The organism is Pseudomarimonas arenosa (genome assembly GCF_014841215.1).
GTDB lineage: Bacteria > Pseudomonadota > Gammaproteobacteria > Xanthomonadales > Xanthomonadaceae > Pseudomarimonas > Pseudomarimonas arenosa.
In genome coordinates, this window is sequence record NZ_JACYTR010000040.1 from 17,997 (window position 1) to 43,720 (window position 25,724).

The 25,724-nt window shown below is 62.3% G+C and carries 25 protein-coding genes; 11 read left to right on the forward strand and 14 right to left on the reverse strand.

Annotated features, from left to right (window positions below):
- Positions 1–164: 164 nt before the first annotated feature.
- Together IFO71_RS15215 and IFO71_RS15220 are read right to left on the reverse strand one after the other, a co-directional pair.
- Positions 165–2,189, reverse strand: a complete 2,025-nt coding sequence (locus IFO71_RS15215) for a glycoside hydrolase family 97 protein (protein WP_192030511.1) — start codon at positions 2,187–2,189, stop codon at positions 165–167.
- 270 nt (positions 2,190–2,459) lie between these two features.
- A complete protein-coding gene (locus tag IFO71_RS15220) occupies positions 2,460–2,906 on the reverse strand; it encodes a hypothetical protein (protein ID WP_192030512.1) in 447 nt (148 codons plus the stop codon).
- 355 nt (positions 2,907–3,261) lie between these two features.
- Between IFO71_RS15220 and IFO71_RS15225 the strand changes: the two genes are divergently transcribed.
- Positions 3,262–3,639 (forward strand): hypothetical protein, encoded by a 378-nt coding sequence (locus IFO71_RS15225; protein ID WP_192030513.1) that lies wholly within the window; start codon positions 3,262–3,264, stop codon positions 3,637–3,639.
- 22 nt (positions 3,640–3,661) lie between these two features.
- Positions 3,662–4,150, forward strand: coding sequence for an arsinothricin resistance N-acetyltransferase ArsN1 family B (locus IFO71_RS15230; protein WP_192030514.1), 489 nt, complete (start codon positions 3,662–3,664; stop codon positions 4,148–4,150).
- A 60-nt stretch (positions 4,151–4,210) separates the two neighbouring features.
- Here the strand turns inward: IFO71_RS15230 and IFO71_RS15235 are convergent, their stop codons facing one another.
- The 5 genes from IFO71_RS15235 to IFO71_RS15255 all read right to left on the reverse strand — a co-directional run bounded on the left by IFO71_RS15235 (position 4,211) and on the right by IFO71_RS15255 (position 9,564).
- Positions 4,211–5,914 (reverse strand): phosphate ABC transporter substrate-binding/OmpA family protein, encoded by a 1,704-nt coding sequence (locus tag IFO71_RS15235; RefSeq protein WP_192030515.1) that lies wholly within the window; start codon positions 5,912–5,914, stop codon positions 4,211–4,213.
- Positions 5,911–6,144 carry a hypothetical protein gene (locus tag IFO71_RS15240; RefSeq protein WP_192030516.1) on the reverse strand — a complete coding sequence of 78 codons (234 nt, stop codon included), beginning with the start codon at positions 6,142–6,144 and terminating at the stop codon, positions 5,911–5,913. The genes IFO71_RS15235 and IFO71_RS15240 overlap by 4 nt, the downstream gene beginning before the upstream one ends.
- A gap of 169 nt (positions 6,145–6,313) precedes the next feature.
- Positions 6,314–7,156 carry a hypothetical protein gene (locus IFO71_RS15245; protein ID WP_192030517.1) on the reverse strand — a complete coding sequence of 281 codons (843 nt, stop codon included), beginning with the start codon at positions 7,154–7,156 and terminating at the stop codon, positions 6,314–6,316.
- Complete coding sequence (locus IFO71_RS15250) at positions 7,153–8,805, reverse strand: AAA family ATPase (protein ID WP_192030518.1); 1,653 nt, start codon at positions 8,803–8,805, stop codon at positions 7,153–7,155. The genes IFO71_RS15245 and IFO71_RS15250 overlap by 4 nt, the downstream gene beginning before the upstream one ends.
- A gap of 3 nt (positions 8,806–8,808) precedes the next feature.
- Complete coding sequence (locus IFO71_RS15255) at positions 8,809–9,564, reverse strand: PspA/IM30 family protein (protein WP_192030519.1); 756 nt, start codon at positions 9,562–9,564, stop codon at positions 8,809–8,811.
- 291 nt (positions 9,565–9,855) lie between these two features.
- Here IFO71_RS15255 and IFO71_RS15260 point away from each other — a divergent pair, with 291 nt between their 5' ends.
- Complete coding sequence (locus tag IFO71_RS15260; protein WP_192030520.1) at positions 9,856–10,563, forward strand: M50 family metallopeptidase; 708 nt, start codon at positions 9,856–9,858, stop codon at positions 10,561–10,563.
- Between the two features lie 39 nt (positions 10,564–10,602).
- A complete protein-coding gene (locus IFO71_RS15265; RefSeq protein WP_192030521.1) occupies positions 10,603–11,106 on the forward strand; it encodes a hypothetical protein in 504 nt (167 codons plus the stop codon).
- 26 nt (positions 11,107–11,132) lie between these two features.
- Here IFO71_RS15265 and IFO71_RS15270 read toward each other — a convergent pair whose 3' ends face one another.
- The gene (locus tag IFO71_RS15270) at positions 11,133–11,513 is read right to left on the reverse strand and encodes a VOC family protein (protein WP_192030522.1); all 381 of its coding nucleotides are present in this window, start codon (positions 11,511–11,513) and stop codon (positions 11,133–11,135) included.
- 147 nt (positions 11,514–11,660) lie between these two features.
- Positions 11,661–13,493, reverse strand: coding sequence for a DUF885 domain-containing protein (locus IFO71_RS15275; protein WP_425502902.1), 1,833 nt, complete (start codon positions 13,491–13,493; stop codon positions 11,661–11,663).
- Between the two features lie 281 nt (positions 13,494–13,774).
- Here IFO71_RS15275 and IFO71_RS15280 point away from each other — a divergent pair, with 281 nt between their 5' ends.
- A complete protein-coding gene (locus IFO71_RS15280) occupies positions 13,775–14,059 on the forward strand; it encodes a hypothetical protein (RefSeq protein ID WP_192030524.1) in 285 nt (94 codons plus the stop codon).
- A 132-nt stretch (positions 14,060–14,191) separates the two neighbouring features.
- On the opposite strand, the gene IFO71_RS15285 is transcribed toward IFO71_RS15280, so the two are convergent.
- Positions 14,192–14,923, reverse strand: a complete 732-nt coding sequence (locus tag IFO71_RS15285) for a DUF502 domain-containing protein (protein WP_192030525.1) — start codon at positions 14,921–14,923, stop codon at positions 14,192–14,194.
- Between the two features lie 103 nt (positions 14,924–15,026).
- On the opposite strand from IFO71_RS15285, the gene IFO71_RS15290 reads away from it, so the two are divergent.
- Complete coding sequence (locus IFO71_RS15290; RefSeq protein ID WP_192030526.1) at positions 15,027–15,620, forward strand: P-loop nucleotide/nucleoside kinase family protein; 594 nt, start codon at positions 15,027–15,029, stop codon at positions 15,618–15,620.
- Here the strand turns inward: IFO71_RS15290 and IFO71_RS15295 are convergent.
- Positions 15,582–16,079: a DUF4442 domain-containing protein gene (locus tag IFO71_RS15295; protein WP_192030527.1), complete on the reverse strand. Its 498-nt coding sequence runs from the start codon at positions 16,077–16,079 to the stop codon at positions 15,582–15,584. The genes IFO71_RS15290 and IFO71_RS15295 overlap by 39 nt on opposite strands.
- Positions 16,080–16,331: 252 nt before the next feature.
- Here IFO71_RS15295 and IFO71_RS15300 point away from each other — a divergent pair, with 252 nt between their 5' ends.
- Positions 16,332–18,137: an MBL fold metallo-hydrolase gene (locus IFO71_RS15300; RefSeq protein WP_192030528.1), complete on the forward strand. Its 1,806-nt coding sequence runs from the start codon at positions 16,332–16,334 to the stop codon at positions 18,135–18,137.
- A gap of 46 nt (positions 18,138–18,183) precedes the next feature.
- On the opposite strand, the gene IFO71_RS15305 is transcribed toward IFO71_RS15300, so the two are convergent.
- A complete protein-coding gene (locus IFO71_RS15305) occupies positions 18,184–19,296 on the reverse strand; it encodes a prephenate dehydrogenase/arogenate dehydrogenase family protein (protein WP_192030529.1) in 1,113 nt (370 codons plus the stop codon).
- A 427-nt stretch (positions 19,297–19,723) separates the two neighbouring features.
- Here IFO71_RS15305 and IFO71_RS15310 point away from each other — a divergent pair, with 427 nt between their 5' ends.
- Positions 19,724–20,626 carry a hypothetical protein gene (locus tag IFO71_RS15310; RefSeq protein ID WP_192030530.1) on the forward strand — a complete coding sequence of 301 codons (903 nt, stop codon included), beginning with the start codon at positions 19,724–19,726 and terminating at the stop codon, positions 20,624–20,626.
- 10 nt (positions 20,627–20,636) lie between these two features.
- Positions 20,637–21,842 carry a DUF4785 domain-containing protein gene (locus IFO71_RS15315; RefSeq protein ID WP_192030531.1) on the forward strand — a complete coding sequence of 402 codons (1,206 nt, stop codon included), beginning with the start codon at positions 20,637–20,639 and terminating at the stop codon, positions 21,840–21,842.
- Positions 21,843–21,935: 93 nt separating this feature from the next.
- Here IFO71_RS15315 and IFO71_RS15320 read toward each other — a convergent pair whose 3' ends face one another.
- On the reverse strand, positions 21,936–22,517 hold the full coding sequence (locus IFO71_RS15320) for a TetR/AcrR family transcriptional regulator (protein WP_192030532.1): 582 nt from the start codon (positions 22,515–22,517) through the stop codon (positions 21,936–21,938).
- A gap of 717 nt (positions 22,518–23,234) precedes the next feature.
- Here IFO71_RS15320 and IFO71_RS15325 point away from each other — a divergent pair.
- The gene (locus tag IFO71_RS15325) at positions 23,235–23,846 is read left to right on the forward strand and encodes an HD domain-containing protein (protein WP_192030533.1); all 612 of its coding nucleotides are present in this window, start codon (positions 23,235–23,237) and stop codon (positions 23,844–23,846) included.
- 2 nt (positions 23,847–23,848) lie between these two features.
- Positions 23,849–24,154 carry a hypothetical protein gene (locus IFO71_RS15330; RefSeq protein ID WP_192030534.1) on the forward strand — a complete coding sequence of 102 codons (306 nt, stop codon included), beginning with the start codon at positions 23,849–23,851 and terminating at the stop codon, positions 24,152–24,154.
- 48 nt (positions 24,155–24,202) lie between these two features.
- On the opposite strand, the gene IFO71_RS15335 is transcribed toward IFO71_RS15330, so the two are convergent.
- Entirely contained in the window at positions 24,203–25,471 is a 1,269-nt protein-coding gene (locus IFO71_RS15335) for a hypothetical protein (protein ID WP_192030535.1), read from the reverse strand.
- Between the last annotated feature and the right edge of the window lie 253 nt (positions 25,472–25,724).

The window sequence follows — 25,724 nt, forward strand, 5'->3', positions numbered from 1 at the left end:
ATTTAGCAGGGCAATTGATGTTTCAACTGGCCGGTTCAATAAAGCAGTCCACGGATGGACTGCACGCGCGCAGCGACGTAGTCGCTGTGAAGCGCCCGCGCGTACGGGCATGCCTGCCGTAAGCCTGTCGAACGGCACCGGACGCGCGGGACTTGAGGTTGAACTCATTCGAGCGCAGCAAACCGAATCGCCGTACCCCCGCCGGCGGCAAGGCGCAGGGTCAGGCGGTCGCGGTGGTTGATTTCGCGTTGCTCAATGACGATGTCGAACCCGTTGTCTCGCCAATGCGCGTCGGGGCCGTCGCGATAGATCTCGGCACGGTAGCGCCTGTCCGGGTCAAGAAAATCCAGCGATACCTCGAGCAGGCGACCGTTCTCGTCGGTGATGCTGCCAAGGTACCAGTCCTCGCTGTGGCGATCCTTGCGGGCGAAGGTGACGTAGTCGCCAATCTCGCCGTTAAGTACGCGGGTTTCCGACCAGTCGGCGGGCACATCCTTGATGAATCGGAACGCGGCGGGGTACTTGGCGTAGTTTTCCGGCAGGTCGGCGGCCATCTGGATTGGGCTGTACAACACCACATACAGGGCCAGCTGCTTGGCCTGGGTGGTCTGCACCGCCTGCCCTCGGCCCTGCAGACTGAGAATGCCGGGAGTGAAATCCATCGGGCCGGATAGCATGCGGGTAAACACCAGGTTCACCTCGTGCTCCGGAGGATTGGTTGGATTGCCCCAGGCAGCGAATTCCATGCCGCGCGCGCCTTCGCGGGCCACCCAGTTGGGATAGGTGCGACGGAGGCCAGTGTCCTTGATCGGCTCGTGGGCATTGATGGCGATCTTGTGCCTGGCCGCCTCGGTCACCACCTTCAAATGATGGCGCGACATCCACTGGCCGTCGTGCCACTCGCGGCGCAGCACGCCGTCGGCATCACGACGTTCGATCTGCCCCGCGTCGGTGACATAGCCGGTTTTTACCGCATCGACGCCGTGTGCTGCGTACAGCTTCAAGCCAGCGCTGAGCTGCGATTCGTAGTGGCTCACTGAGCCACCGGTTTCGTGGTGACCGATGATATGCACGCCCTTGCCGCTGGCGTAGTCGGTGACTGCCTTGAAGTCGAAATCGGGCGTGGCGCGGGTGAAGTTGAAATCATTGCCGTTGCCGAACCAGTTTCCATCCCAGCCGACATTCCAGCCTTCGATCAGTACGCCGCGAAAGCCATGTTCGGCGGCAAAGTCGATTGCCTTCTTGGCGCGCTCGGTGGTAGCGCCGTGGCGTGCGCCAGTGGCCCAGCTGTGGGTGTCGAGGTGTAGCTCCCACCAGATGCCGATGTATTTGTGCGGCCGGAACCAGCTCACATCACCGAGTTTGTTCGGCTCGTTGAGGTTCAGGCTGATGTCGGCGCTGTTGTACAGGGCGGCCGCACTGTCGGCGATCTGGATGGTGCGCCAGGGCGTGTGAAAGGGCAGGGCGCGGCGCACCTTCCATCCTTCCGATGCCGGCGACAGCTGGGCACGGAAGCGGCGGCCTTCCACTCGGCGCAACCACATGCCGGCATAGTCGACCAGGGCGGCCTCGTGAAACGCCAGGTACAGACCATCGTCAGTCTTCAGCGTCATCGGCGTATGCGCCTGACCCACCTGTTCGACCGGTGTCTTGTTGTACAGGTACTCGTAGCGGTTCCACTCGCCGGCGGGAATCCACCAGGCGGTGGCCGGTGCGGCGATCACAAACTCGGTCAGTTCATCGTCAATGATCAGCTCAGATGAGCCCTTGCGTTGGGGGAACTCGTAGCGAAAGCCCAGGCCGTCGTCGAACAGTCGAAACACGACATCGAATTGGCGCTTGAGATTGATCGATTCGTGCAGAGTGACGCGCAGTTCCTGGTGATGATCGCGTACAAATCGACGCTCGCCCCAGGGCTGCTCCCAGGTGTCGTCGTGAGCGCGTGTCCGCTGTGCCTGCAGGCTGAGATTGCGCTCAAGCTTTTCCTCGCCGCGCAGCAGAAAGCCGAGCCGCGATGATTCGATCACCGGTTCGCCAAAGCGATACACCGCGTAGCTGGCCCGGCCTTCGTCGATGATGACATCCAGCCGCAGCACGCCCGAAGGTGATTCAACGCTGGCCACTACATCAGGCTTGGCCTGAGTAGCCGTGCTCAACAGCAAGCAGCAGAGAAACGCGCCAAGTCGCATGCGATGTCCTTTTCAACGAAAGCCTCAGCCTTCGATCATCGCGCAGTGGCTGCTCGGTGTGTCGACATCGGGAGGCAATGCAAACGAATTCATTGCCTGACATGCTGCTGAGCGCTGTTCAGAGCAGCCTGCTTGTTGGTTCGGCGAGTGAATGTTTTGACTCGCCGGACTTGAAGGTCAACAGGATGTTCAAACTTCAAGTCGTTGGATCAATAGGAGACGTAACCGCTCCCGGCTGGCGCGGCCAGGAGCGGTTCCAGTTTGCGCCGGCTAGTTGACGGTGAGCTCTCGCGCCAGGTATTCGCCGGTGATCTCGCGAACATTGGGATAGGCCTTGACCTTTTCCCGCACCATGTCGCGATTGGCTTCGCCCCAGGCCTTCATGAAGGCGTCGTAGCGCGCCTTGTTCGGGCCGAAATCGGCCGTGGACTTGAACTTGGTCATCAGCAGCAAGTTCCACTCGCCCGAGTTGGGCAACTCACTGGAGAGGATCTTGTAATCCTCGATGTGGCCGAGCTCCTTGGCCACCTTGCTGGAGGCCACCCAGGTGGCGCGAATCCCTTCCAGATAGTGGTCGGTCATATTGGCATCCACCTTGACGGCCGTGACATGCCAAACGGCATCGCTGACGTTGTAGTCCTTGAATGGCTCGAGTTGCGCCTGAGCTGGCTGTGTGAGCAGCAGTACAAGGCCGAGTGCGAGTAGGAACTGACGCATGGTGTTCTCCTTTCTGCGTGGACGTGCATGAATGAGCGACTCCTGGGTCAGGAGCGTGGCCCGAGCGGGCGAGCTAAGGTTCACAAGGACGAGGTGGGCCGGTGTCGGAGCCATCCAATGGCAGGCTCGCGAGTCCCCTCCGGGCCAGGGCAGTTAGCGCCTTGGGGCGTGAAGGTCAAGTGTACAAAATGTGCTTTGCGTCACAGATTGGGCAAGATTCGGGCGGTGGGTTCGATGTGCGCCGCCGACATCTGGCCCCGCGGCTGAACTGCTGTCTATTCGACCCAGCCTGATCTCTTGCACGAAGCGGCATGTTGGGTCGAGGATGTCAGCCTTTGGTGGAGGGAGACGGGAGATGCGTTATTGGATGATGTTGGCGGCCAGCGTGCTGAGTGCAAATGCTCTGGCAGCAGAGCCGGACGGAACCAAGTTCTGGGGGTCGGTGGTGGTCGATGATCAGCACATCGTCAGCTACTACCTGACCGTGCCGCCGGGCGAGAGGGCTGCGCTCAGCCTTGGCAGCGGCTACAGCTTGCAATTTGAGTCTGCACCGAATGGCGGCAGCAGCGGCGAGGCCAAGGTGTCCTTGCTGGACAAGAAATCCAAGCCGCTGCATGAGCGCAGCATGCCAGGGGCCTCGCCGATGAATTTGTCCGGCGCCTACGCCGTCTGCCGCGGTTCGGTGGTGTACATCAGCCCGGCACCGAGTGAACCGGCGAGTTGCGACGATTGATGCTGTGAGCGAACGGCCGGAGATGTCGATTCGATCGGCAGTTCCGGCCGATGCCGCGGCCATCGCGGCGATCTACAACTACTATGTCGAGCACACCACGGTCAGCTTCGAGACCGTGACGGTGGATCTCGACACCATGCAAGGTCGCATTGCCGAAGTGCAGTCGAGAGGGCTGCCTTGGCTGGTGGCGGAATGCGATCAGCAGCTCATCGGATATGCCTATGCCACACCCTGGAAACCGCGGCAGGCCTATCGATTTTCAGTGGAATCCAGTGTTTATCTGGCTGCCCAGTGGTGCGGCCGGGGCCTTGGCAAGCCGCTCTACAGCGCCTTGATCGAAGCCTTGAGGGTCTTGCCGATTCACAGCGCACTCGGGGGTATTGCCTTGCCCAATGCGGCCAGCATCGCCCTGCACGAGAAACTCGGCTTCCAGAAAGTCGGTCAGCTGCGTGAGATCGGCTTCAAGCAGGAGCGCTGGATCGACGTCGGCTATTGGCAGCTGTGGTTCTGAGGGCTGCGCCGACCGATTGGTGGGCGTGTCGCCCACCGTTTCGGCCCGCCGCTTGCAACGTTACTCCAAGGTGAACCACTGCACTTCGACGCGGCGATTCTGCTCGCTGTCGGCGCCGACCGGCTCTTCCCAGCCGCGGCCGACCAGTTCCAGCCGTGCCTTGTCGATCTTCGGGTGGCGTACGAGCAGGGCATCGCGTACCGCCTGGGCGCGTTGACGCGATAGCTCCATCGCCTTCAGGGCCATGCTGCGCACCAGGCTCTGGCCGCCTTGCTGTTCGAATTCAGCCCGGCGGGCGTCGTCGACATGGCCGCGCAACAGCACCACCGAGCCTGGGCTGACCTGCAGATAGCTCTTGATGGTATCGAGGTACTTCTCGTTCTGCTCGTTCTGTTCCAGCTCAGAAGAATTGGGCTTGAAGAAGAAGCGAATGTCCTTGCTAAGCAGGGCATCGCCTTCCAGCGAGACCGCACCGCCGGTCTTGATCGGTGCGATAGCGATGGTCTGGGCAGCAAACTCCGAGCGCTTGGCGATCGTGCGCAGGAAGGTCAGATCGACAAAGCGCGCCGGATCGGCCGGATTCTTGATCACATCGCCATAGGCCAGTACCGAGGACTGGAAGATGCCCTGGAACGAGCCGGCGGCATCGATGGTGCCCTCGAAGAAGGCGATGTTCTCCGGCACATTGCTGAGATGTACCTTCTTCAGCTCCTCGCGCACTTCCGACACTTCCCACTTGAACGCCTGGGCGAGGGTGTCGAGGTGCGGCTCGGCGTTTTCGCGCACCATGCGGTTGCCTTCCATCAGGCCATGCACCAGGCCGGTGGCCCACTCGGGTTTGTTTTCTGCAAAGCCCTTGTTCAGCAGCAGGATGTCGGCCACGATCAGCAGATTGCGGTTGGAGACCAGAATCTTGGCTCGACCATTGCTGGCTTCCACCACTTCATCGGTACGCGGTGACCAACCGACACAGCCGTTGAGCTTGGGCTTGCCGCTGGCCAGTTCGTGCTGGTAGGCATCGCAGGCAACGAAGGCATCTTCATAGAACACCAGGCCCAGTTCATTCGGGCCCGGACGGCCATCGAGGTCGCGCAGCACCTTCACCGGTACGCCGGCCTCGGAGGTGAGGTAGCGGATAAAGAACTCAGCTTCGTTGAACTGCGAGCTGGCCAGCACCTTGCCCTTGAGCTGATTGACGTTGGCGATGCCGCTATCGACCACCACCATGTCGGCGCCGCGCGAAAAGCCGATCTGCGCCGGCACCACGGTTTCGAACTGGCGACCGATGATCGCCAGCGAGTCGGCCGTGGTCACAGAAGCGGCGATGCGTCCGTTGTTGAGCTTCGACCAGCCCTCTTCTTCGCTCAGCTTGAGCCGCACCTGAAAGCCGTACTGCTTGGCGAATAGCGAGTTTGGATTGGGATCGAGGCCACCATTGGCGACGATCAGGCCGGCGTAGCCTGCGTACTCGCTGATGTCGACATCGATGACATTGCCCTGAGGCTGGTAGGCCGCGGCAGCATCCAGGGTCGGCATGCCGCTGACCGGCTCGATTGGGTCGGGTTTGTCGCCTTCGGCACTGACTGCACCGCCGCCGGAATCGCCCTCCGAACTGGCGGTTTCACCGGCCGGCTGGCTGTCCTGCTGCATGTCCTTCATCACCAGCCAGCCGCCCAGCACCAGCAGGCCGAGAACCAGCAGGAAGGTAAGGAATTTGCCGGCGCCGCTGCCGGCTTGGCGATGGCGCGAGTGAACCTGATTCATGCCTGTGCTCCTTCGGCGAATTGATGAGTTAGGGAAGTGGGCGGACAAGGGCTCGCGCTCGCTGAGCTGTCAAAGCGAGCATCGACGAAGCCGGTTGCAGGTGCCCGGTGCGTGTTGATGTCTTGGCCCGGCTTGGCACCCTTCGACGGGCTCAGGGCACCGCCCTTCGACGGGCTCAGGGTGCGCTGTTCAAGTGCGAGGTCATGGTTCAGCGCCGCTTGGGTGAACATCGAGCGCTCGCTGAGCTCCTCGAAGCGAGCATCTACGGAGCGCTGCGGTGAAAGTCGCACCCGGCCGCAAGCCCACACTGCAGGCGCCTCGCCCGCTGGTAAGTCAGACGCATCACCCGCCGATATCGGGGCGATTTGATCGGGCCAGATCGAAACTTGGCGGTTCATGTCACTGACTGACGCGCTGGCGGCCGCCAGGTGACGTGCGCTGGCGCAGCACTGACTTCGGTAACGGCGTGTTGCCCAGCGCGTCAAACGAGTCAAGTAGATCGCGCTGGCCGGATAGCCAGCGATTGGCTTCATTGAAGCTGGCGGTCAGCGAATCGAGCGAGGCGCCCACCTGTTCTTCATTGGTCGAGAGCAGGGCTTGCTCGCGAATCAGCGCGATCTGTTGTTCGATCCGGGCCAACTCGGCTTCGACATGTTCAAGCCGACGGCCGGCCGACTGATGGGCCTCCTGGCGCTGGTCGATCACCGCCTTCTGCTGCTCCAGCGAACGGCGCAACTCGGGGCTAAGGTCGTCGCGCAGAAGACGCTGTTCGATATCGGCTTCCTGAGCGTCGAGCCGGTCGGCTTCGCTGCGCGCCGTATGCACAACGCCGAGGATGGCCTGCCGCGCCAACAGCAGTTTCATATTGATCCAGACCAGCTGTTCCAGCGACTCCATATGGGTGCGGAACATCGGTGAATCGCCGAGCTGGGCGAAGATTTCTCGCGCGCGCTGCTCGACCTCACGCTGGCGTTGCTGCTGATCGGGCGTCAGCTTCATCAGGCTCTGGTGGTAGCGCTGGTCCACCGGGTCGGCGCGATCTTCCTCGGCATCGACGGTGTTGCGAAAGCGCTTGTTGGTGCTGAGCGCAGCAAGATAAGCCACTTCAGCGCCCGCTCCGAGCAGCCAGAAGCCCGGGCTCAGAAAGACGCCGAGCAGGCCAAACGCCGCCAGGGCAAAGAAGTTGGGCGGGATGGGCATGCCGAATGGTCGTGCGACAAAGGCTTTCCACAGGTATTTCATGGCAGCGCTTTGTCACCCAGGGCACGCAAAGACGGAGGCACGAAGGCCATGTCGGTGGCCTCGCGAATGGCGATACGCATTTGATATTCCAATACGTCACGTGGCACCGGGGCCTGATAGCCCTCAAGGGCGGCGCTCAGTGCCTTCAGTGGATCGGATTGTTGTGTGCGACTGTGGCGATAGACCTTCACCGCCAGCGCCTCCGCTGCGCCTGGGGTCAGCAAGGTGGGCAGGGGCAGGGCGGCCAGCTCAGCCACTTCCAGCTTGATATCAAAACGCTTCAACAGCGCGCGCAGCAGTCCGGCGCTCTCTTCCACCGTGGTGGTGGGCAACAAGGGCACCTTGACGTCGACCCGGCCGGGGCGTTTCAGATCGACCTCGATCAGATCGGGGCGGGATGAGGCCAACACCCACATCACGCGGCCGCGGTTGGCGCTGTTCGACATCTCTTGCGCGATCATCGAATAGAGGCGGCCGGACAGGCCGCTGTCGCCGCTGCCGGCATCGCGCTTGCCCAGGGTCTGGTCGGCCTCGTCGATGAACACCATGCAGCGGCCCAGGGCGCGGATCAGGCGGAAGATCTTCTCCAGATTGCCCTCCGACGAGCCGACCCAGCGATCGCGGAAGTTCTTCAGCTTAACCACCGGTACATGCGCCTCGCCGGCCAGGCACTCAACCAGGTAGGTCTTGCCGGTGCCGACTGGGCCACAGAAGATGTAGCCCATTGGCAGGGCCAGCAGGTCACCGCCGTGCCACAGGGCGATATCCTGTCTTAGCCAGGTCTTCAGCGCGTCCTGCGCGTGGTAGTCATCGAGACTGCGTTTGGACTCGATGAACTCGATCAAGCCTTCGGCCTCGTCTTCGATTAGCTGTTTCTTGACCTCGGCCCAATCGGACGGCCCAAGGCGCTTTTGCTGGTGCGCCCGAATCCGCACCAGGCTTTGCAGGCTGGACAAGGTGACGCCGGTCAGGGCGGCGGCTGCCTGCTCGTCACCGGAGGCCGGATCGAAGGCAGCGGCATGCTCAACACGCAGTTGCGCCAGGGCCTGAGCGAGCTCGGCGGCATCGGGCAGCGGGATGCGCACCTTGTCGACACGCGGGTGATTGGCCACCAGAGGGTGCAGGTCGGCCAGGTTGTCGGCAATCAGAAAGCTGGCAAAGGGCAGTTCGGCAAACGGCGGTTCGCTGGCCCAGTCGCGCACCAGACTGGCCAGGCTGGCGATCTCGATGTCGCCGCTGCGCGAGGCAGGCAGCACCTGATCGGCGCCGCGCACGATCACTGCCACCTGTTCCACTTCACCGCGGCCCATGGCCGAGAGGTTGGCGCGGAACCGCATGTAACGGGTGATCAGTTCGATCGCGCCGCGCGGGTCGCGTGGCAGATTGGGCACCTCTTTCATCGGCGGCCATTCGGTCAGGCGTTCGCCGCCGCGCACGATGGCAAGCCCGTTGCCAAGATCGTAGGAGAACACCAGCTGGAAGCCGCCGAGCAGCAGGGCATCGAGGCAGCGAACCAGGCTGACCCGGCGCCCCTGCAACAGGAAGCGGTCGGCCACATTGCCATGCAGCACGAACTGACCATGAGCGCCGGACTCAAAGCCCAGCGCCAGTTCCTTGGCCCAGCCGGGGGCGTCGGCGGCGAGCGGCATGGCTCAGGCCGATTCGCTTTCGCTGCCCGGTTGGCTGCTGCCCATGCTGCGCTGAGCTGGCGCTGGAGCAGCGTCGCCGTCGAGGGTCAGCCCCTCGGCAGCGGCGAAATCGGCCAGCGCCTGGTCGGCCAGCGCAGTCATCTCGGCCTCCTTAACATTGATGTCGTTCATGTCGATCGAGTCGCGAGCGACACGGGCGCGGCCCGAGGCCTTGGAGCGCTCTTCCTCGACCATTTCATGAAGCCGACTAAGGGTGTCACCCGAGCCACCGATGCTGCCCACCATGCCGGCCGCCATCTCGTTCATCTCAGCCATGGCGGTCTTCATGCGCATATCGTTGATCGCGCCCTTCAGGCTCTCGATCTTGGCCCGGGCGGCATTGACAGCGACGTCGCGTGCGCGCACCAGATCCTTGTAGGTTTCCTCGGCAGATTCCATCTGGCTGCGGTTCTCCGCCAGCTCGCGGGTGATGGTCTGCAGGCGCAAGGCGTATTGAGCGGCCGCCTGCTTGTTGCCGGCGCGCAGATGGGCCGTGGTGCGGGCACGCAGTTCCTTTTCTTCGGTTTCCAGCTTGCGCACCTGGCCGATCAAACGCTCCGCCAGTCCGGCATGATTGGCCAGACCCTGGTTGTAGCTGGCAATCTGCTTGCGCAGGTTTTCCTGCTCCAATTCGAGGAGCGCTTCCGGGTTACGCTTCTCCAGTCCCTTGATGAACAGAGACAGGAATCCGCGGAACAGGTTTGCGATGCGACTGAACATGAAGCCTCCCCTTGCAATCAATGTAAACAATGGCCCGGCACAATCCATGGCGGGCGCAGTTATCGGCGACAGGCCGGGCCCAGATCAGCCGGTCGCGGGCGAGCGAAGCTGCTCGTTTACCGCGCCCACCGAACCGAAACCTCGGCAGCCGACGACACTTTACGCAGTGCGGCCGCGAGGTGCCATGCCTTGTGCGCCGTCGACCTGGGCGGCTGTTGCCAGGCAGGCCCAGAATCTGCCTTGCACGACCGTCCCGACGCAGCGGATGGCCGGCTGTGACGGAGCGGCCCCATGAGTCGCCTGCTGGCTAGACGCCAGGCCTGGCAGGCGGTGCTGGTCGCTCTGGCAGTCACCGTGGCCCTGCAATGGATTCCGCAATTGGCACTGCTCGGCTGGCCGCTGCTTCTGGGTTCAACCCTGGCTCACGAGCTGGGTCATGGGCTTAGCGCCCTGCTGCTGGGCGGGCGCTTTGAGTCGTTGGATCTCTACGCCGATGGCTCCGGCGTCGCGGCCTATCGCGCGGCCTTCGGTCGCTCCGAAATCGCTCTGGTAGCGGCGGCTGGGTTGCTCGGCCCACCCTTGGCCAGCTTCTTTCTGTTCCTCAGCGGGCGCAATTCGCGCAGCAGTCATATCGGCCTTGGAGTGCTGGGGGTGCTGCTCGCCCTGGTGGCCGTGCTCTGGGCCGGGAACCTGCTGACCGTGGTGTTCTGCGCGGTGCTGGCTGCCTTGCTGTTGTTGGCGGCCTTTTTCAGCAATGCGCGGCTGTGTCAGGTCATCACCGTGTTCATGGCCGTGCAGTTGGGGCTGGCCAGTTTCAGCCGTGCCGATTACCTGTTCGTCGAGAGCGCTCGAACCGGGCAGGGCGTGATGCTGTCGGATGTGGGCCAGATCGCGGCCGCCTGGTGGCTGCCCTATTGGGTGTGGGGCGGCTTGCTGGTGGTGCTCAGCGCTGTGTTGCTGCTCGGTGGAATCTGGAGTTTTGTGCGCGTGCTGCGCTAGCACTAAACTCCAGGTTCTATCAATGCATGGGCGCCACCGATGACCAGATTTGCCTTCGTCTTTCTGATCAGCGCGATACTGCTCCCGTCTGCGCAGGCTCTGCACGCCGGCGACGGGCATCAGCAGGGCCATGCTGCAACTGCCGATCACCACCACCATGGTAGCGACGCGGGGCTGAGTCTCAACCACGGTCAACGCTGGGCCACCGATGCGCCGCTGCGAAGCGGGATGATGCGGATCAGTGAGGCCTACGCCGCGGCGGCCAGCAGCGCTTCAGGCAGCGAAGCGCGCAAGGCCCTACCTGCCAGCATCGATGCCGTGATCGGCCAGATCATTCGCGATTGTCGACTGGTGCCCAAGGCTGATGCCAGTCTGCACGTGTTGATTGGTCGGCTGGGTCAGGCCTCGGCCAAGCTGGCGCGCGATCACAACGACGACACGGGCTTGCGCATGATCGATCACACGCTGTCTTTGTATCTTGAGTACTTCGATGATCCGGAATTGGCCGCGAGGGAGGCGCCATCTGCGCCGCAGGCGCAGTGACAACGGGCCGGGACCGGAGACGGGCCTCAATCGACTGGATCAGTGCCCGGCGGGTAGGCGGTGATTTCAAAGCGGATACCGTCCGGGTCCTTCATGAACAATGCCGTTGCGCCCTTCAGTTGCTGAATGTCGGGCGCCTCGAATCCGGCGGCGCGCATGCTGTCACGAATCCTCTCCACCTGTTCCACCGACGTGGCGGCAAAGCCCAGATGATTCATGCCGGAGCCGTAGCGCTCGTAGGGTCGAGTGTCGGGACGCGCCTCAAGAAACTGAAAGAAGAATCCCTGATTGTCGGTCCATATGTGTGGTCGACGTTGCTCAAAGCCGAGTAAAGGCAGCAAAGCCTGGTAGTAGGGCATGCTGTGTTCGATCGATGAGACAAGCAGAGTGATATGGTCAAGTCGCATGGGTCATCGCTGTTGAGCGCGGTTGCCTCTGCAACTTGGAGTTTGAACGCTTTGATTTCAAGCGTCATCCGTGGCCAAACCCATATCTCGGCCAGCGGGCCTTGGTCGACCCCCTCCGCCCCGTGCAGAGCGGAGGGGGGGCTTCGATCAGCTGCCCTGCCTGCTGGCAATCCAGCGATCGATCTTCGCTGACAGCACTGACAGCGGCACCGCGCCATCGCGCAGCACTTCGGCATGGAAGTCGCGGATGTCGAACTTGTCGCCCAAGGCCTGCTCGGCTTTCTTGCGCAGTTCGAGAATCTTCAGCTCGCCGATCTTGTAAGCCAGGGCCTGGCCGGGAATGGCGATATAACGCTCGGCTTCGGCGACCGCCTCGGTCTCGGTAGTCGCCGAATTTTCCAGCATGTATTGGATGACCTGTTCGCGGCTCCAGTTCTTGGAGTGCAGGCCGGTGTCGACCACCAGACGAATCGAGCGCCACAGTTCGGCCTGCAGTCGGCCAAAGTACTGGTAGGGATCGGTATACACACCAAGATCCTTGCCCAGCGATTCAGCGTACAGGCCCCAGCCTTCGGCGAACGCGGTTTCACCACCGAAGCGGCGGAAGGCCGGCAGGTCTGTGAGTTCCTGCTGCAGTGCGATCTGGAAGTGATGTCCCGGAATCGCTTCGTGCAGGTACAGGCTTTCCATATCCCAGACTTTGCGCGAGGGCAGGTCGTACGTGTTGACATAGAAGATGCCCGGGCGGCTGCCGTCGGCGCTGGGCGGGAAGTACTGGCCGCCGGCAGCTGACTTGGCACGGAAAGCCTCGACCGGACGAATCTCGAACGGCGATTTCGGAATCAGCGAGAACAGCTCGGGTACCTTGGCGTCGATTTTCTCGCGCAGGCCGTTGTAGCCATCCAGCAAGGCCTGTTCGCTGGCAAAGGTGAACTGTGCGTCCTCGGTGACGAACTTGAAGAAATCGGACAGCTCTCCTTTGAACTCGACCTGCTCCATGACACGACGCATTTCGCCCTGGATGCGCGCCACTTCGGCCAGGCCGATGTCGTGGATCTCGGCCGGCGTCAGGTCCGTGGTGGTTTGGTTGCGCACATTGAAGGCGTACCAGGCCTGGCCGTCTGGCAGGGCGGAGAACGCCACGGTATCGCGAGTGGCCGGCAGGTACTCGTCGCGAATGAAGTCGTGCAGGCGCTGATAGCCCGGATTGAGGCCATCATTGATCAGCTTGCTGAACTCCTCGGTCAGACGCTGCTTGTCTGCAGCCGGGAAGGATTCCGGCATGCGGCTGATCGGCCCCCAGAACATGCTCGTGTCGGCCGATTCGGAGACCACCGCCTGCAATTGCGGAAGTACCTTTTCCATCAACACACGCGGTTGCACCACGCCCGCCTTGATGCCCTGGCGCATGTTGTCGATGGCGCTGTCGAACAGGGCGACGGCCAGATGGGCGCGCTTGAGCCAGTTGTCGTAATCCTCCACGGTGGCGAAGGGCTGGGCTCCGGCGCCCGATCCGAGCTGCGGAAGAAAGCTGAACACACTGCCGAACTGATTGATCGGCAGCATCCAGCGCGGGTAGCGCTCGCCTTCCAGCTGCTGCTTCAGGTCGTTGACAAAGATGTCGTAGGAAATGCGGGCACTGCTATCGAGGCCCGACGGGTCGAGGGCTTCCACCTTGGCCAACCACTGCTCGGCGAAGGCCTTGGTTTGCTGGCGGAACTCGGCGCTAAAGAAATTGGGCAGCTGATCGTTGTAACGATTGTCACCGGTAAAGGTGGCCTGCACCGGGTTCAATTTCAGCGACGCCTCCCAGAACTCGGCATACAGGGCATCGAGCTGGGTCGCCGTGGCCACTTGCTTGGTCGGCTGGCTCGTAGCCGGGGGCGATTCGGACTGCGGCGCTGTGCCGGTGTTGGCGCCGCAGGCGCTGAGGGCGGCGGCGATGGCGAGGGAAAGCAGGATCTTGCGCATGGCTGGCATCTCAAAGGCTAATCGCCCACGTTAGTGTTGCCGGCCTGTCTGCGGCATGGGCCAAAAGGCATGGGAAGGAAAACTGGCGCTTGGCCGGGCGGGCGGTCACAGGGTGAGACTTTCGTGAATCCGTATGAATGTGTCGCCAGGCTGAACCGCAGGCTATGAGGAACTGTTGAGCGGTTCACGCTTTGCATCGCCTCGACTGGACAGCTCATGCTTCGGCACTACAGTGCAGGATCCCTTGCTGCCGTTGCCTGACAGCTCACCTGAAACACAGTGACTCCCCGATGAAAAAAACAGCCACCGCCAAAGCGCCCAGCAAGCGCAGCGCCGCCAAGAAATCGCGCGACTTCATCCCGCAGACCGCGCCCGATCCGACCGACGATGGCTATGTCAATCTGAAAGTACGTCGTCGCCTGCGCGAGCAACTGAGAAAAGTGGCGGCGATCGAAGAGGTGTTCATTCATGAGCTCACTGAGCGGGTGATTCTCGACTTCATCGACGACTACGAGCACAAGTCGGGCATCAAGCTGCCCCAGGCACGCCTGTCGAACGCCGCATCCAGGCGTTAGCAGGCTGCTGAGACTTGTTTCAGCAGTCTGATATCGCGCCTGTCGAACGCTTGCGCTGAAAACCTCCATGATGGAGGTCTCAGCAGCCTGTTAAGAGCGGCGTGGCGGCCAGCCAGTCAAACGCTCGGTCGATCAGGACGTCGGTGGCTTTTCCACTGCAGCAGGCTGCGCGACTGCGTCGCTTTCGGTCGTCGCCGGCTCGCCGTGCAGGCCGCCCGGCACCCGCTGATAGGGAATCTTCTCCGGCGCCACGGCGCCGCCGGAAATGATGAAGGCCATGGCCTGATCCACCGTCCATTCGGTTGGAACCAGCCGTTCCACCGGAACGATTTCCAGGTAGCCCGAGGTCGGGTTGGGCGTGGTCGGTACGTAGACCGCCGCGAGCTCCTGTCCGGTCGTGGCTTCACGCATCACTCGGGTGACCAGTCCGATGGTCTTCATGCCCGGCTGCGGAAATTCGATCAGCACCACACGTTGCGAGCCTTCGGGCTTGGTTTGCAACACGGAAAGCAGCTTCTTGGTGCCGCCATAAATCGTCTGGACCAGGGGGATGCGCTCGATCAAGGTGTCGATGGCGCCGAGAAAGCGCTTGCCCAGCACCCGGTTGGCGGTCCAGCCAAGTCCGTACAGCGAGGTGACGGTCAGCACGACGGCCAGCAGAAAGCGTAGCCAATCGGCACTCAGGAGATCGCCGGCAGAGGGGCTGAGCGCGTGCAGCAGGTTGCCGATGCCATCGACCACCGGCGCACCGAGCTTGGAAAGCTGGGTGAGTACGAACTCGAACACGATGTAGGTAAGCCAAAGCGGGAATACGGTCAGAAGACCGGTGATCAGGTAGCGCTGAAAGTGCAGTTCTCGATTCATCCGGCCATTGTAGTGGCAGGCGCTGAACGCTGTGTGGTGAAAGGCATTGCATTGCTGGCCTGAGCGGTTACAGTTCGCTGGCAGATGATCGAAAGGGGGTGCGATGAGTGCCGAACAAGCCAGTCTCGGCATAGGCGGTCGAAACGGTGCCGCGCGCCCGCCGGCAGTGATCGTGTTGATCGGGCTACCCGGTGCGGGCAAGAGCCAGATTGCTGAAGCGCTGGAGCGCGAGCTCGACATGCATCGCATCTGTCGCGACAGCATTCGCCATGCGATGTTTCCGCGCTGCGAGAACTGTCCAGCGGAAAAGCGGGCCGCCAATAACGCAGCCATGCGTGCCCTGGAAGTGAATTGCGCCATGGGCCGCAACAGCGTGCTCGACGGCCGAACCTTTTCTCGTCTGGCCGAGCGTATCGAAGTCGAACAAAAGGTGCGTGGCTGGGGCGCGGTGGTTCACGCGGTCTACCTCGACTGCCCGGTTGAGGTCGCCAAGCAGCGCATCAATGATCAGCCCAGTCACCCGGCCAAGGACCGAACGCCGGAGCTGGTGGATGCGGTGGCCAGCCGCTTCGAGCCGCCGGGCGTGGGCTGTGTGGTGGTGGATGGCCGGCGTTCGTTGGGCGAAATGACCGACTACGCCGTGCGCGCGATTCGAGACCTACTGGTGTTCGGCGAGCTCAGCGGTAGCCAGATCTGAGCGGACGCTGCGCGAGGGCTTCAGCTTGACGTAGAGCTGCTTGCGCACCACGGCGATGGTGTCGCCGCTGCGGGCATCGACGATTGGCGTTTCGCACCAGTGCAGTACCTTGCCGTGCTCCGCGACGCCGGTTCGCAGCGTGTTGAGCAGGGCATCACTGATGTCGAACTCGGCGATCACATCGCCGCGACCCGGGGCGACAAAGCGGATCTCAGCGGCCCGATCCCAGACAATGTAGTCGCGACCCAGACGCTCCAAAACCAGGATCATCCAGAATGGGTCGGTCATGGAAAACAGGTTGCCGCCGTACTGCGTACCGACGTAGTTGCGGTTGTACCAGCGCAGCTTCAGTCGCACCCGCGCGTGGCGCCAGTCATCGCTGATGTGTTCGACCCGAATGCCGGAGAACAGGAACGGAGGCCAGAAATTCAACAGGCGCTTCAACCCTTTGGCGGTCATTGCATGAAACCATACGTATGCGTATGGGGTAATCATGAGGCCGGCACCAAGGGCCCGCAAGGGTGAGATCAGACGCGCTCGACCGAAATCACCTCCAGGAGGCTTCTGAACGGCTGCGGTGTACCGCTGTCGTTGGACAAACAGGTGTTCCAGCGAGACTTTTTCGCCCTGCGGCAATACCCTGTCGAGGTGGGGCAAATGGTCGGCCGGGCTTGCCGCCATCAGCCATCCGAGTTGAGGAGACGTCCTGTCATGAAGATTCGCTTCTGGGGCACGCGAGGCTCCATTGCCAAGCCGGGACCCGATACGGTGCGCTACGGCGGCAATACCTCCTGCGTCGAGGTGGTGAGCGACAGGGGCACGCGTCTGTTGCTCGATTGCGGCACCGGCGCACATGCCCTGGGTCAGAAACTGGTCCGCGAACAGCAGCATCAACGCGGACATATCCTGATCAGCCACACCCACTGGGATCACATTCAAGGCATTCCGTTCTTCGCTCCGCTGTTCACTGCCGGTGCGCGCTGGGACTTCTACGCTGCCAAGGGCTTCGGCGAATCCTTGCGTGAAGTGCTGGCCGGTCAGATGGAATACACCTATTTTCCGGTCACCCTGGATGCCTTCCAGGCCGAGCTGAAATATCACCACCTGCGTGAAGGCCGGATCGAGATCGATGACATCTCGGTCTACACCCACTATCTGAATCATCCGGCGCTGACCCTCGGCTTTCGCATCGAAGCCGACGGTGCCGCTGTGGTGTATGCCTGTGACCACGAGCCGCATCATCGCGAATGCGCGCACGGCGACGCCCCGTTGACCGGCGAAGATCAGGTGCACGCTGAATTCCTGCGCGATGCCGACCTGGTGATCCACGACGCCCAGTACACGGCCGAGGAATACGCCAGCAAGGCAGGCTGGGGACACAGCACGGTGGAATATGCGGTGGAGGCCTGTCGTCACGTCGGCGTCAAGCGTCTGGCCCTGACGCATCACGATCCGCTGCGCGTCGACGATGCGGTGGACAGCATGCTTAGCAAGCTGTTGCTGCGCTATCCGGAACAGGCGCGCAATGGGCTGGAGATCTTCGCCGCCGCCGAGGGCATGGAGCTGCAGTTGCGCACCGAGCGCCGGCGCCAGCCGCGAGCGGACGACGATCGGCACGCGGCGATCCGCGAGGATGCCGAGGTGCTGGAAAGCCGGGTATTGCTCGCCCTGACTGCGGAGGAAGAGCGTGGCAAGCGGCTGCGCCAGGCCGCACAGGCCGATCAGCTCGAAGTGCGGGTGGCCAGCAGCCGCGAACAGGCATTGAAGCACCTGCAGCAGACCGCGGTAGGCCTGCTGATCTGCGATGACCCGTTTCAAGGCGATCCGGCCAGCGCGGTGATCGAAAATCTGGCACGCCAGCTCGAGCCCAATGAGCTGGCTTTTCGCCGGGTCGGCTGGGCGGCGCGAACACGTAGCAAGACGCCCTCGCACGGTCTTGATGGCCGCTTGGAGGATCCATTCTCCGACGAGTATCTGCGCAGTCGCGTGCGCGCCTGGTTGCTAAGATCGAGCTGTGACTGGAGTCTGCCGCGTCGCGCTGATGACGAGAGCGATCGATTGGCTGCTCTGCACGCGCTGCGCCTGCTCGATACGCCGCGCGAGGAGCGATTTGATCGTTACACGCGCCTGGCCGCGGGGGTGACCGATACCCCGGTGGCCCTGATCAGTCTGGTCGACGATGATCGCCAGTGGTTCAAGTCATGCTTCGGTTTCGATATCGAGGAGACCTCACGCGAGATCAGCTTCTGTGCCCATGCCATCCTGCAGCGCGAACTGTTCGTCGTGCCCGACACACTGCTCGACTCGCGTTTTGCCGACAACCCGGTGGTGTGCGGTGAGCCCAGGGTGCGCTTTTACGCCGGGCAACCACTGGTGCTGCCCAGTGGCCACTGCGTGGGAACGCTATGCGTGGTGGATGTGCGACCGCGATTGCTTGATGACAAGCAGACCGCCCTGCTCAAGGACCTGGCGGAGCTGGTAGTTAAAGAGGCCTTGAATGCCAAGGTGGCCGCATGAGCTTGACCGGTGGTTGAGGCGCCTCGGTGCGCCCAGGCGCACGGCGCTATCCGTTGACCTGTCGCCCCAGACCGCTGCGCTCAATTTGCTGCACGACCGTGCGCAAGGCGGCGGCCGAGGTATCTCGCGCCACGCCAATGCGGAAATGCACCTCACCCTGCGCTGAGCGGGAAGAGTGCAGGGAATCGATATTGATTGCCGCGCTTTCGAAGGCTTCCAGCAGCTGGCGCAGACTGCCCGGTTGATCGCGCTCGAGGTGAATGAACACATGAGGTTCCACCGCGAGATCGGCCAACAGGTAGCCAATGCGTTCAAACGTACGGTGGCCTTCACCGCGCATGGTTTCGCCGAACCATGCGCTGACCTCGGCGAACGGTCCTGCCAACAGGGCCTGGCGATCGCGTCGCGCCAGGGCATCGATGATCTCGCTCAGCGTGGCCTGCACGCCTTGCAGGGCGGTCAGAGCATTCGGATTGTGCAGCAGAATGTCGGTGTACAGACGATGGTCGGCCTGCAGCATGCGGGCCGTGGTCGCCAGGTCAGCTTCGAATCCCGTGGTGCGAAAGGGCAGATAGTCAGCTGGCGAAGAAAGGCTTCCCGAGCTGCGTGCCAGGGAAAGGAACTGCGCCAGATGCAGGCCGTGCACCACATTCTGAATGGCCGCCATGCGCTGGTCGTGTTCCTCCGGTGTGCAGTGCACACAGGCCGCTTCGCTGGCGGTCAGAAAGGCGTCGAGCCAAGGCCGCCATTGTTGCAGTCGGCCCTCGCACACCACCAAAGGTCGCCCGCTCAAGGTGGGTGTCTTGGGTGGTGCGGCCATCGGATGCAGACCGACAACTTCAGCCGGCGAGCGCAGCATGGCTTCGACCGGCATCTGTTTGACCGAGGTGATATCGAGCCATAGCTGCTGCTCGGCGCGCGCCGGGTTCAGTTGAGCGAAGTGTTCAATGGCCTGCTGAGTGACCGAGATTGGCACGCTGAACAGCAGCACGTCAGCGCGTGCGGCCAGGGCTTCGGGGGCGACACTGCTGGAGTCGGACGGGTCATGGCCGATCACCTGAAGGCCCATCCGTTCGGCAAAGAACTGGCACAGCCAACGGCCGTACCCGCCGGCACTGCCGATGACGCCGACGATGGGGTTCTGATGTGGCTGATTCATGGCTGGACTGAGTGACGAGAATCACGCCCACCCTACAGCAGAGCGGTGCGGGTCGGGCCTTGTGTCGACGTAGGTCGGGCCCTGGCCTGGGCCGGGCAACGCTGGGGTGGTGAAGCGCCGCGTTGTCGGGTTGACGTTGTGGTTTCCGGCGGGACGCTGTGGTGGGTTGAAGTGCCTGAATGTCGGGGCCGGGGCCGCGCGCCTCAATGTCGGGCCAGGGCCCGACCTACGCGATTGAAGCGCCTGAATGTCGAGCCGGGGCCCGACTTACGCGTGGAAACGCGGCATGTCCACGCGTTTGCTGCCAATCGGTGCTAAATCAAACAATCGCATGAAACGAGTGTTTGACATCGAGTTTTGTTCAGTTAGTATTCACCCCGTACATACGCTGGCGTAGGGAGGACGCCAGCCAATGTCCGGAAGCCCGATGGGAGGGATCTCGTACGCGGCGTCCAACGGTGAGCCTGGGGAGGTAACCGTGTTTAGAACTGTGCTAGGTGCTGTACTGCTGAGTGCGGCAAGTCTTGTGTCAGCCAACACCGGTGTCGCGTTTGTTCATGGCACTGGCAAACAGACCGATGCCCTGAACGATTACTGGCAATCGGGCTTCGTCAATTCGGTGCGGCAGGGGCTGCCCAATCAAGCCAACTACACCGTGATCAACTGTGATTTCGGTCAGTACATGTGGGACAGCCAGGCTGCGGGGTGTCTGGCCGGTCAACTCAGCAGCTTCATCAATGCCAAGGGCATCACCGATCTGGTGGTGATCACCCATTCCAATGGCGGCAACGTCATGCGTTGGATTCTGTCCAACCCCACTTACGATTCGCGCTATCCGAACATCATCAACAGGATTCGCTGGGTCAACGCCCTGGCGCCTTCGTCTGCAGGCACCCCACTGGCCAACGCGGTAATGGCTGGCAATGTGTTCGAGCAGTCGTTGGGTTGGCTGCTCGGCTACAAATCCGACGCTGTGCGCATGCAGCAGACCAGCTGGATGGCGCATTACAACGCCAATAACCTGTACGGCACCAGCGGTCGACCGGCCTTGCCCAAAGGCTTCTGGTCCGTGGTCGGCTCCGACGTTGAGACCGCGTTCTGGGATGGCGACAGCTACTGCGGCGGATATCACCTCAATCTGGGCCTGGAGATTACCCAGGCCTGGTTAGCAAGCTGTTCCGACGGCTTCCTCGAATGCAGCAGCCAGGCTGCGGCCGGTCGTGTGTGGTTCTACGACACCTCGCACACCGCCGGGCGCGAGCCGCTGAGCCACAACCAGAGTCGACGTCAGTGCTTCAATCTCGACGTCATCCTGCGCAACGACGTCTGAGGAGGCCACGATGAAATCCTATGTTCTGATCGGAAGCATGTTGCTCTCAGCATCGCTCAATGCCGAAACCCTCAGCCTGTTGCCGCCTGCTCAAGGTGACCTGCAGGTGCATCGTCTGGTAGCCAGCAAAGCCGCGGCCGTCGGTTCGCTGGAGCGTGATGCTGCGCAGTTCGTCTGGGCACTTGAGCATGACATCGAGTTGCAGCAACCAAGCCCCTACCAAGCGGACAGTCGCGAGTTCTGGGCGGAACTCGATGCCAAGGCGCTGGCCGGTGGCTACGCGTTCTACACCAGCGCTCCCGGTGCCTTGATCCGGGTCAGTGTGAGCGGCACGACCAGCAAGTCGGCAACGTTGCCAGCACTGGAGATTGAACACGGCGGCCGTTTACTCAGCGACGGTGATGGTTTCAGCGCAGTGGCCGATCGCCAGGCGCTGAAGGCTGCCGGAGTTGAGTTTGCCAGTGACACCCGCGTGTTCAAGCTGGATGATCAGCTGCCAGCCGGCCGCTTTGTGCTGAGAGCGCCCAAAGCCCAAGGCGGCGTGCTGGTACACGTCAACGAACCGCAGAGCGATTTGCACCTGCAATTGCAGGCCGAGGCCGGTACCGCTTCGGCCGGTGGACGTCTCAATGTGCGGGCCAAGCTGCTCGAAGGACAACAGTCGCTGTCGGCGACGCGAATCGGTGGCCTGTTGACCGCGCCCAGCGGCGAATCCTTCGAGGTGAGCTTCAAGCCGGATGCCGATGGCTATCTCGCTTCGGTACAGCTGCCGAAGGCTGCGCAGGCCGGGCCCGAGCAATGGGAATTGCATGGCTTTGTGGCCCTGCACGGTCAAGATGTCGATGCTGTGTATTTGCGCGATGCCAAGACCAGTTTCGCGGTCGCTGCCGCTTCGGCTCGTTTCGCCGGTACCGTGAGCCATGCCAAAGGCGAGGGCATTCAACTGCGCTTTGACCTGCAGGCCGCCAGCGCCGGTCGCTACGAGTTGCGTGGCACTCTATATGGCACCCGTGACGGCAAGCTGGTTCCGTTCGCTCAGGCCCACAGTGCTGCCTGGCTCGAAGCAGGTGAAGGTCAGCTTGCGCTCGATATTGCAAAGTCTATGCTAAGTGAAGCGGGTGTACATGCGCCATTTGAAGTCCGTGCGCTGGAACTGAATGATCAGAGTCGACTGGCCACGATCGAGCATCGAGCACGGGGATTGCGGATAGAGTAAGGGTTGAATAAGGTCGCTCTCCGTAAACCGATCAACTCCTTAGCTTTGCTGATTCCTGCGGTGCATCCGGGCACCGCAGGAATCAGCTCTTGTTCAGAGATTCCCCAACACCGAGTCCAGCCAGCGCAACAGCTGAGGTTCGGCATATCCCCTCGGAACGCCAGCCACTTTCAGCGCCGAAAGCTGAAATGCGCCAAGTATGCTGGCCAGTAAGGTGGCGGCGTGCTGGTCTGGGTTGTCCGCGCCGGCCTGCTCAAACAGCATGCTCAGGCGGCGCTGTTCCAGTGTCAGCCAACGGTTGATCTGCGTTCGCACCTTGGGTAAGCCGACAGCTTCTCCCATCAGGCTGGTCCAAAGGCGCACTTCGGTCTGTGCCTGATGGCCAGAGAGGCCGACCCGGGCGCCGATGAACTCGGCGAGCCGCTGTCTGGCCGGTTGATCGGACGTCCAGATGGGGCCTGCGCGTTGCTCGGCGCGCTCGATCAGCTGGGCCACCAAGGACTCGAGGATTTCGGCCTTGCTCTTGAAATGGTAGTGCACCAGACCCGGTGCCAGTGCGGCACGCTCAGCGATTGACTTGATGCTGCAGCGCTCGTAGCCAACGCTCGCCAGCTCTCCGGCCAAGGCCTGAATGATCTGTTCGCGACGGTGTTCGGTATTGGGTCGACGTCCCATGCCTGAATGTTAGCCCGGATATTCCATGAGGTCGCGGCGAAACACACCGCCAGCCCTGGCACAGCAAAGTTCTCGGGCAGTTCTCACTGGATGACGACGTGTTCGCGGTCTTTCGTCACGGGCACGGCCCTCATTCGGCCGCTGCGCGGCAACGGCTGCTGCGCAGCCTGCGCCTTCCCTACGCTCGGTCGGCCGCTGCGCGGCAACGGCTGCTGCGCAGCCTGCGCCTTCCCTACGCTCGGTCGGCCGCTGCGCGGCAACGGCTGCTGCGCAGCCTGCGCCTTCCTCGCTCCCAGAGCCAGGGCCATCCATGGCCCTTTCCGCGTGCCCTACGCTCGGTCGGCCGCTGCGCGGCAACGGCTGCTGCGCAGCCTGCGCCTTCCTCGCTCCCAGAGCAGGGCCATCCATGGCCCTTCCCGCGTGCGCTACGCTCGGTCGGCCGCTGCGCGGCAACGGCTGCTGCGCGGCTACGCGGGGCATTCGCCCCGAGGTCCTTTGCACTGATTGCGGCGTTGTTCGGCTGCTGTCACAGCTACGCCGGACTGCGTCCCGATCTCGTCGAAGTGGGCCTTGAACTCGGCGCAAAGTCCTCGGTGATCATCCGCGCCCCCTCCTGAAGTAGCCGGGTTAGTTGGGTGTATGACCAAAGTATATTGAATCTATCAGGTCGGTGGCGTAGATTTTAAACTGGTCGTACGACCAAACTATGGAGGTCATATGCGCGAGTTGGTTGAACAGTGGCGTGGAATGGCCGGCCGCCTTGCTCTGCGGCACTCGGAGGAGTTGCTGGATGAGCTGCTGCGTCGCTATCAGGAGCCGCAGCGCGTCTTTCATCGCCTGACGCACTTGCAGCAGGTGCTACGGGGGCTGCGCTGGGCGCAGGGGCCCGACTGGCTTCAGCTGGCTGCTTGGTTTCACGACGCGGTCTATCGACCCGGACAGCCGTGGAACGAGCGTCGCAGCGCAGCCTTGGCGCGCCGCCGTTTGAGCGGCGCCGGCCTCCCCGAGTCTGGCATCGAGCGCATCGCTGCGGCAGTGTTGTCCACCACAGGCCATTGCTCAGCCGGCGTCGATGCCGATCTGTTGCTCGACGCCGATCTCTCCGTGCTCGGTTCGACGACCGATGCCTATGCTACCTACAGAACACAACTGGCTGAGGAATACCGGTGCTTGCCAGTGAGCATCTATCGCCACGGACGCAAGGCATTCTTGCGAGGAATGCTGGCTCGCCAGTCGATCTTTCGCAGCAGGGGATTTCGCCTGCGCTACGAAGCCAAGGCAAGAGCCAACCTGGCGATGGAACTGCGACAACTCGAAAGGGGGGACTGAGCATGCAGTTGGTCTGTCGACGTCGATTTCCGGTGGTGCATTATGTGTTGTTCGATGAGTCGGGTCGAGCGAGCGATCGTGGGCTGCTGAAAGCCGCGCGACAGCAGGCCGAGCGATTGGCCTTGCAGGTCAACGGCCGGGCAGATGGCTTTACCCTGATCTACAACGGCCGCATGCTGGCCCGGGTGGCGAAACCCCATGTTCACATCGTGCTGGCCCGCTCGCGCTGGCACAAGGCCTTGATCTACCTGTTGATCGGATTGAAGAATCTGCTGCCTACAAAGATTGCCGAACCAGTTAACAGATAGTCTAGTCGCCCGCCGTCAACACTCGCGTTGCTTGGGAGACTCAGTCCATCACCTGCCGCCCAGGTCATTCCAGCGCTTGCGCAGAGCCTCTTCAATCGGAAAGCCGGCTGCCTGCGGCAAGGCTGCGGCGATCAACTCGCGCGCGGTCTCGGGGTCACCGAGCCGCTCGGCCAGAATGCCGGCCGCACGTTCAGCCAGGGCCAGGCCATCGATGCGTTTCGGATAGGTGTGGCGATAGTTGAGAGCCAGGCTGGCGGCGCTGCGCCATTGAGCCTGTCGTTCCAGCACATCGAGCAACCGGTTAAGTTGCCGTGCATCGGGCAGGCAGAATCGAGCGTCGTCCTGCATTGCCTCTTGCACCAGGGCGATGGCGGGACGAACGTGTTCGAGTTCAATCAGTTCACTGGCGTGAACCTGGGCGTGCTTCAGCAGGGCCTCTCGGTCGCCGCACTCCCGAAGTGCCTTGCGATAGGCCAGATTGACTTCGATTGATGCACCGCGGCGGATCGCTTCGTGCAGGCGATCGGCGCGCAGACGCGGATCGCCCAGCTCATTGGCCTCGCGAATTTCGCTGGCGATAGCGCTCTGTTCACGCTGGCGCTGCAGTACCGGCCGTTCTGCCTGCGTTTGATCGAAACCCAACTGGTCGGCGTGGTAGGCGAGGAACATTCCCTGCCAGCGGAACAGCACGATAAGCAGGTAGTGGTTGAGCAGATAGAAGCCGCTCAGTGCCAGCCAGCGCGGCAGGGCCTCGAACAGGTCAAAGCCCAGCAGTTGGTAATAGAGCAGGGCGCCCCAGCCGATGGCCAACATCGGATAACCGAGCCCAAGGCGGGCCACGATCACGCCCCAGTTGAGCGGATTGAGGGCCGCGATCAGATTCTGCGCCACGGTCAACGAGAAGACCAGGCCGGGCAGAATCAGCGCTGCGCCGATAATGACCCCGTGCACCGCAGAGGGAAATAGGATGATCGCTACCACGATGGCCAGCAGCACCAGGATCTGCACCAGCACGTGTCGGGTATGGACGCCGGCATCGACATGCGACAGCACATCGGGGGCATGGTCCTTGCCAAGCCCGCTGGCGTGCAGCACCTCCAGGGCGTACTTGATGATCGCTGCCCAGGCTACGAATTCGATGATCACGCCGACCAGGGGAATGATGTAGCCGAACAGACGCATCAAGGTGATGGTCAGGATGGCGGCGACGGCAGCGCCACCGAAGGCATAGCCGAAGGCATTGAGCAATGCCGCCGGAGAGGTGGGCGGCACATGTTTGCGGCGGCCCGCGGGGGGCGCAGACGATACAGAGTTCATGGCGCGATTCTGGCAGATTGCGCTGCAATCTCTGAGCTTGTTCAGAGATTCCCTATCAGGCTGCTGAAATCAGCATGTCAGCAGCCTGATTTTGCGGACGGCGTGTTCAGTTGCTTGCTAGCCCGGATACTTCATGAGGGGGCGCGGATGATCACCGAGGACTTTGCGTCGAGTGCAAGGCGCGACGAGCCCAAGTGGTGGGCCCACTTGGGCGAGATCGGGACGCAGTCCCGCGCAGCTGCGACAGCAGCCG